The organism is Paraburkholderia sp. SIMBA_054, assembly GCF_046534875.1.
GTDB lineage: Bacteria > Pseudomonadota > Gammaproteobacteria > Burkholderiales > Burkholderiaceae > Paraburkholderia > Paraburkholderia hospita.
Window position 1 is genome coordinate 1 of sequence record NZ_JAWRXV010001050.1, and the last position, 261, is coordinate 261.

1 protein-coding gene is annotated in these 261 nt (G+C 69.3%); it reads right to left on the reverse strand.

The annotated features are described in order from the left end of the window. A partial coding sequence (locus SB822_RS58365) for a hypothetical protein (RefSeq protein ID WP_410859279.1) occupies positions 1 to 261 on the reverse strand: 261 nt, incomplete at both ends.

Below are 261 nucleotides of genomic sequence, written 5' to 3' on the forward strand. Positions count from 1 at the left end.
GCCGGGCCGGACAGGGCATAGACCACACCGATCGCGAACAGCGTGCGCGCCGGCTCGATCGCCACGATGGCCAGCACGAGCACCACCATCGCCAGCTGGAGGAAGCGCACGCGATCGGCACGCGGGCCCTTCTCGCCGCCCTTGAAGCTCCAGAAGCGGATCCGGCTGACCATCAGCAACGCCGACAGCAGGGTCACCGCCAGCGCCACGTAGCGCAGCTCATCGCCGTTCCAGCCCAGGTTGCCGTCGGCAAAGGCCCAG